General features: G+C 39.8%; 5 protein-coding genes, 1 pseudogene and 1 riboswitch. All 6 genes and pseudogenes read right to left on the bottom strand.

Going from position 1 to position 6,736, the window contains the following annotated elements:
• Positions 1-56: 56 nt before the first annotated feature.
• A pseudogene (locus Q7P05_RS08370) lies at positions 57-827 on the bottom strand (ABC transporter substrate-binding protein); the annotation flags it as partial.
• 248 nt (positions 828-1,075) lie between these two features.
• Positions 1,076-1,888: an ABC transporter ATP-binding protein gene (locus Q7P05_RS08365; protein ID WP_156719994.1), complete on the bottom strand. Its 813-nt coding sequence runs from the start codon at positions 1,886-1,888 to the stop codon at positions 1,076-1,078.
• Positions 1,881-2,678: an ABC transporter ATP-binding protein gene (locus Q7P05_RS08360; RefSeq protein WP_005385379.1), complete on the bottom strand. Its 798-nt coding sequence runs from the start codon at positions 2,676-2,678 to the stop codon at positions 1,881-1,883. The genes Q7P05_RS08365 and Q7P05_RS08360 overlap by 8 nt, the downstream gene beginning before the upstream one ends.
• Before the next feature lie 12 nt (positions 2,679-2,690).
• Positions 2,691-4,259: an ABC transporter substrate-binding protein gene (locus tag Q7P05_RS08355; protein ID WP_302208883.1), complete on the bottom strand. Its 1,569-nt coding sequence runs from the start codon at positions 4,257-4,259 to the stop codon at positions 2,691-2,693.
• Positions 4,260-4,408: 149 nt separating this feature from the next.
• Positions 4,409-5,230, bottom strand: a complete 822-nt coding sequence (gene nikC, locus Q7P05_RS08350; RefSeq protein WP_105089750.1) for a nickel transporter permease — start codon at positions 5,228-5,230, stop codon at positions 4,409-4,411.
• Positions 5,230-6,168: a nickel ABC transporter permease gene (nikB, locus tag Q7P05_RS08345; protein ID WP_005385373.1), complete on the bottom strand. Its 939-nt coding sequence runs from the start codon at positions 6,166-6,168 to the stop codon at positions 5,230-5,232. The genes nikC and nikB overlap by 1 nt, the downstream gene beginning before the upstream one ends.
• Before the next feature lie 147 nt (positions 6,169-6,315).
• Positions 6,316-6,504: riboswitch (cobalamin riboswitch) on the bottom strand.
• Positions 6,505-6,736 lie beyond the last annotated feature (232 nt).

The raw sequence follows: 6,736 nt of genomic DNA, 5'->3' as shown, positions 1-6,736 counted from the left end.
AACGCGAAAGAGCTTTAGACGTTTTGGCAAAAACTACAAGCCCAGCAACAGGGCGGGTTCTTTGCATAGGACTCACGATTTGCTCCGGCAATGAGGGCCGCTCTAGATTAGCATTCTTAAGCTTGCCTTTTTGGCTCATCCGAACGAATACATCACGTAAGGATGATTCTTCATAAATAGTAAATTTCTTATCGTTTTGGAAGATACCATATTCGCCAGGTCCAATGCTAACGGCCATATCTACATCACCCGCTTGCAATGCCATAGCTCGTGTATTGGCATCGTTAATAGATGGAATTTCAACCTTAGCAAAGCCTGGCTTGCCATCCCAGTAGTTATCATTCCTTGCGAGCTCAGCACGCTCTTTTGTAAATGATGTCACTACATAAGGACCAGTACCAATAGGACCTTCCTTCGCAATATCACGACCATTTGCCTCAGCAGTTACATCCATAATCAAGAATAATGGATCTCCCAACAAGTTTGGCAAATTATAGTAAGGCTTATCGGTCTTAATTGTGAGCTCTTGACCATTAGCCGTCATTTCAGTGTAATTAAAGAATGATTTTGCCCGTTTACTCTTCGCAAAGGTTCGTTCCAAAGACGCCTTTACGGCCTCAGCAGTAAGAGCATTGCCGTTAGAGAACTTAACCTTATCGTTGATGGTGAAAGTCCAAGTCAGCTTATCATCACTTTGCTTCCAAGAGGATACTAACCAGGGTTTAGCATTCATGTGATCATCAAATTTTATTAGAGTTTCCCCTACACCATATCGTACAACAGCCCAGCATCATAGCAATCAGTAACGCCTTACGTAATCCTTTCATTCACACACCTAACCTTTCTCTAAATGTATATGTATATGTATATCATTTCATATGAGCATATTTTAATTATACCCATAGGGGTATATTGCTTAGTCAACTATACTATATATCTAGTGTTAACACAATCATTTTCGAGAAAATTTTCGATATATTTATGTAGAAGCAAAAATTATCCGCATAATAAATAATAGATAATATAAAAATAGCAGTTAACCAAATGGCTAACTGCTATTTTATATAATCAAAATTTATGCTTTCCCAGCTTCTTCTAAAGTAAGTGGCTTATGATCTTTACCAATTTCAAAGATAGAGCTCAATAGAACCTTTGTATAAGGATGCTTTGCATCTGCTAAATGGAATGCATCTAGCTCTTCAACGATAGCGCCTTTGTACATTACAACCACCTTGTGACACATAGTACGAATGAACGCAATATCATGAGCAATGAATAGGTATGTTAAGTTTTTCTTTTTTTGTAAACGCGCTAGTAAATAGGCGATGGAGTCTTGTACAGACACGTCTAGAGCACTAGTTGCCTCATCTAGAACAAGAATTTCTGGTTCAAGTACAATGGCACGAGCAATGGCCACACGTTGACGTTGGCCGCCAGACATTTCATGAGGATAACGATGCATGAACTCGCGAGGTAGGTCTACCATTTCAAGATAGTCACCTGCGATTTGTTCTTCTTTGCCTTTTTCAAGAAGCCCAAAATTGTATAACGGTTCAAGGATAATATCCTTTACCTTCATACGAGGATTGAAGGCCGCAGATGGATCTTGGAATACCATTTGAATTTTCTTGCGGTATTCTTTCGTTTGCTCAGAGTTCATATGTTGAATCTCTACACCATCTACATAAATCTCGCCTTCTGTGATAGGCAGCATCTTCATAATCATACGAACCAAAGTCGTTTTACCAGAGCCAGATTCCCCTACAATCCCAAGGGACTCGCCTTTTTCTAAGGTGATATTAATACTCTTACACGCTTCGAGCTCACCACCAGTAGGAAGTGGGAATCGTTTACATACATTTTTTAATTCTACAGCGTAGTTAGTCAATGTAACGACCTCCTTCCAATGTTGGTACAGCATCTTTTAATTGCTTCGTATATTCGTTAGATGGGTTTTCCAAAATATCTTGCGGTGTGCCAGCATCAACAACACGGCCCTTTTTCATAACAATGATATAGTCGGACATATAGGCCGCTACACCAAGGTTATGCGTAACCATTACGATAGCAGAATTATGCTCTTTAGCAAGTTCTAGCATTTGCATAACAACTTGTGATTGTGTTGTTACATCTAAAGCAGATGTAGGTTCATCACCAATTAATAACGCAGGATCCAGCGCTAATGCCATAGCAATGCCCACACGTTGGCGTTGACCGCCGGATAACTCATGTGGATAACGGCGCAATATATCTGCCCCATTAGGGAGAGAAACAGATTCTAATAACTCAATTGCTCGTCGATCACATTCATCATTGGTAATTTCTATATGAGATTTAAATAATTCTCTAAACTGTTTACCAATGCGAACTATTGGGTCTAAAGCACTACCACTATCTTGGAAAATCATGGCCATGTCTTTACCACGTATAGCTCTCCATTCAGACTTAGATAGGGTGCGAAGGTCTTGACCATTAAAGAGCATTGTACCATCTGTGACCTCACCACCTATAGGCAATAAACCCATGAGGGCCCGGATCACGGTAGTTTTACCGGATCCAGATTCCCCTACAATGGTCAATACCTTACCGCGTTCCAAGGTAAAGTTTACATCCATAACAGCAGGCACACCTTGGTACGCGATGTTAAGGTTCTCTACAGTTAGTATGTTTTCTGCCATTATAGCTCCTTATTATTTTGTAATTTTATTAGTAATCCAGTAGTAGTCACTTGGGTACATGACAGCACCTTTCAAGTAAGAACCAGTAACGATATTAGTTTTAGGGTAACCTAAGAACAATGCAGCACCATCATTCATCAATAATTGTTGAATTTGAATTGCATAGTCACGACGTTTTGCAGGATCAAATTCAGTTTCAGCAGCATCTAACAATTGGTCAACTTGTGGATTGGAGTAACCAGAACCGTTTTGAGGGTTGGAACCATCCACATTAGTATGCCAGTAGTTAGCTAAGAACCAGATTGGATCGCCTGTATTAGCAGTTACGATGTTGGAGATAAGCATATCATAGTCGCCATCTTGACCCATTTTATCAATCAAGTTATAGTCAACTGTTTTGATTTTCATGTCGATACCCACTTTTTTAAGGTCTGCTTGAACAGCTTCTGCATAAAGTGGTAATTCTGCACGAGAATTATATACTACGAAGTCAAATGTTAATGGTTTGCCATCTTTATCAAGGATGCCGTCCCCATCAGTATCTTTCCAACCATCTTCTGCTAATAATTGTTTAGAACGTTCAGGGTTATACGCATTAGGATCTTTCAAATCTTTGAAGCCATAGTCCATGGATGGTGGAATTGGTGCGGAACCAGGAATGAATGTACCTTTTAACAATACATCAGCATAGTTTTTACGGTCTGTTGCAGAAATAACTGCAGCACGTACTTTGTCATCACCAAGAACACCTTTTTGGTTAATACGAGCCAATACTACGCGAAGAGATGCGATTTCATCAACCTTGAACTTATCGTTATTTTGGAATAAACCAATTTCACCAGCACCGATGTTAACAGCCATATCTACGTCGCCAGATTGTAAGCTCATAGCGCGAGTATTAGGGTCATCGATGGAAGGAATTTCTACAGTTTTAAATGGTACTGTACCATCCCAATAGTTTTCGTTAGCAGCCATCTCAGCACGTTCTTTTGTGAAAGATTTAACTACGTATGGACCTGTACCAATAGGACCTTCCTTCGCAAAGTTACGGCCATCTTTTTCAGATTGTACATCAACGATTAGGAACAACGGATCCGCTAAAAGGCCAGGCATATTAGGATATTCTTTTGTTGTATGAATAACTAATTGTTGACCATTAGCTTCCATAGAGTCATATTCGAAGAATGTTTTTGCACGATTGGATTTTTCAAAAGCCCGTTCGATAGATGCTTTAACTGCTGCAGCATCAACTTTTTTACCATTAGAGAATTTCACCTTATCATTGATTGTGAAAGTCCACGTTTTATGGTCTGGGGATACTTCCCATTTAGATGCAATCCATGGTTGAGGTTTCATTTGTTCGTCAAACTTAGCCAATGTTTCGCCTACACCATAGCGCATAACAACCCATGCGAAGAAGTTTTCTGTAGGTTCTAATGTGGATGCGAAGTTAGTTACACCAACTTTTAAAACATCCTTATTAGCAGCACCACTATTATCAGAGCCGCAACCAGCGATGAAGGAACCCATCATTACAATGCTAAGACCTGCTAAGAGGGCTTTTTTCCAAGATTTTTTCATGTAAAATCTCCTTGTACCATTACATATAAACATAAAACATACACATCATGACCACTACAATCTACAATAGTCATAATGGAAAAACCTTATTACCGCCTATTTATATAACAACTTTCACAACACAACCTATAAATAAGCATCACACGTAACTAACCTTGGTTCTTAGGATCCACTACGTCCCGTAAGGAATCAGACCAAAGGTTAAAGATAGCAACTACGATAAGAATGGACATACCAGGGAAGGCCATCAGCCATGGACTGGTTTGTAAATATTGACGACCTTCGTTGAGCATAAGGCCCCATTCTGGTGTTGGCGGTTGAGCACCAAAACCTAAGAAGGATAGACCTGCTACTTCAATCATGATAGCCCCAATATCAAGTGCACCTGTTGTAACAACAAGAGGAAGGATATTGGGAATGATATGACGTCTTAGAATAGTCGTTGTAGAGGCCCCCATCATGACAGCCGCCGTTACATACTCTTCACCGCGAACTTTCAACGTCATAGACCGTACAAGACGAGCATATTTTGCCCAACCAACTACAGATAGCGCTATAATCGTATTCACAATGCTACCACCCAAAATACCAGCAATGGCAATGGCTAATACTACACCCGGGAAGGATAGCATAATGTCCGCAAGACGCATGAGGACCATTTCGATTTTCCCGCCGAAATAACCAGCTACGGCACCGATAATAGTACCAATGCTTACCATGATAACAACGATACTGACACCCATAAACAAGGATAACTGTGTACCATAAATGATGCGAGACAATACATCACGACCAAGCTTATCTGTACCAAACCAATGTTGACTACTTGGCGCTTGTAATGCTTGACTCAGATTTGAGCTAAAAGCATCACCCGGAGCAAGCCATGGTGCAAATATAGCTATGAGAACTACCACAATCATCAAGGCACTGTAGAAAGAGAACAATTTATGTTTTTGAATAAATTCTGCCATTATGCTCTCTCCCTTTTTAATCTAGGGTCTAACAAGATATATGACGCATCAACTAATGCATTAATACACATATATGCTAAGGCAACCCACAACACAAAACCTTCGATCAATGGATAGTCGCGCATGGTAATGGCATATACTGCCATATTCCCAAGGCCAGGCCAGGAGAATACCATTTCAATAACTGCAACACCGCCTAATAACCAACCGATAACAACACCCAGTATAGTGATAAGTGGTAATACTGCATTAGGCAAAATATGACCGAATAAAATTTTCATCTCACTCACACCACGAGCACGTGCGCCGATAACATAATCCTTTTGCATTTCTTCAAGAATAACGAGACGAACTTGGCGCATGTACTTGGACCCGACTACAACAGCTAATGTAACGGCTGGTAGAATTACACCGATAGGAGTTACACGAGAAGATGCAATAGGAACAAGTCCTAATTTAAGGCCAAAGATATAAATCAGTACAAGGCCTAACCAGAATGATGGCATAGACACGCCTACAAAGGAAGCAACGCGCAACAGATAGTCGATCCATTTGTTTCGATTTAAGGCGCTTATAATCCCTGCCGGCAATGCATAAAGCAATGTAAATACTAATGATGTACCTGCTAACATAACTGTCCCTGGCAAAGCCTCCAACATACGATCTACAACAGGCTTTTTAGCAGAGTAACTCATCCCTAAGTCACCTTGTGCAGCATTTACAACCCAATTAGCATATTGTACTAAGAACGGTTTATCTAAGCCGAGTTGCGCACGCGTTTCATCAATAAGCTCTTGAGATACAATTGTATCTGCCGTTTCTAGTAACATCGTTACTGGATCGCCTGGTGCTAAATAAGTGAGACAAAATGTTAAAAAAGTAATGCCAAACAGTGTAACAATGAATTGACCTAGCTGTTTAGCAAAGCGTTTGCCCATAGGCGCCTCCTCCTATACTCTCTAAATACTACAATAATCTAAATGAACAACTAATATGCTTATCTCTCCCGATATAGCAGAGGTGCATATAGGAAAACGACAAAAAAGGTTAGTCCACCTGACTAACCTAAATTAAGTATAGTATGTACAATACCATACATTTAGAGCAGGCTTTCTGACTCATGATTCATCGCAATATTTCGGCCTTCCCAGTTTCCCAGTGACCCTATAATGAAACCTTGCTCCTCATTACAGCTATTTGCATAGTATGGGATTTACACCCATTTTCCTCTTTTACGCTCGGTGAATACCGACACTCACTAGTTCATTCATTTTTATCGATTATAAATATACTATATTAATATCCTGTTTACAATACGCATACCCCTTAGGGGTATGCGTATATCGTAGATTTTAAATGTAATTTTTATACTAATAAAAATTATCGATTACTGAACAAGTCTCTATTTATGTATAAACCCATATAAATCACTTTATATATATGATTTTTTCCCCTCCAATTACGAGGAACTGCAATACTGGCTGCACTATTTGCTGCAGGACACGG

The organism is Veillonella dispar (assembly GCF_937975875.1).
Taxonomy (GTDB): domain Bacteria; phylum Bacillota; class Negativicutes; order Veillonellales; family Veillonellaceae; genus Veillonella; species Veillonella dispar_B.
The sequence above is the reverse complement of the archived record's forward strand: the minus strand, read 5'-3'. Positions and strand labels throughout refer to the sequence as shown.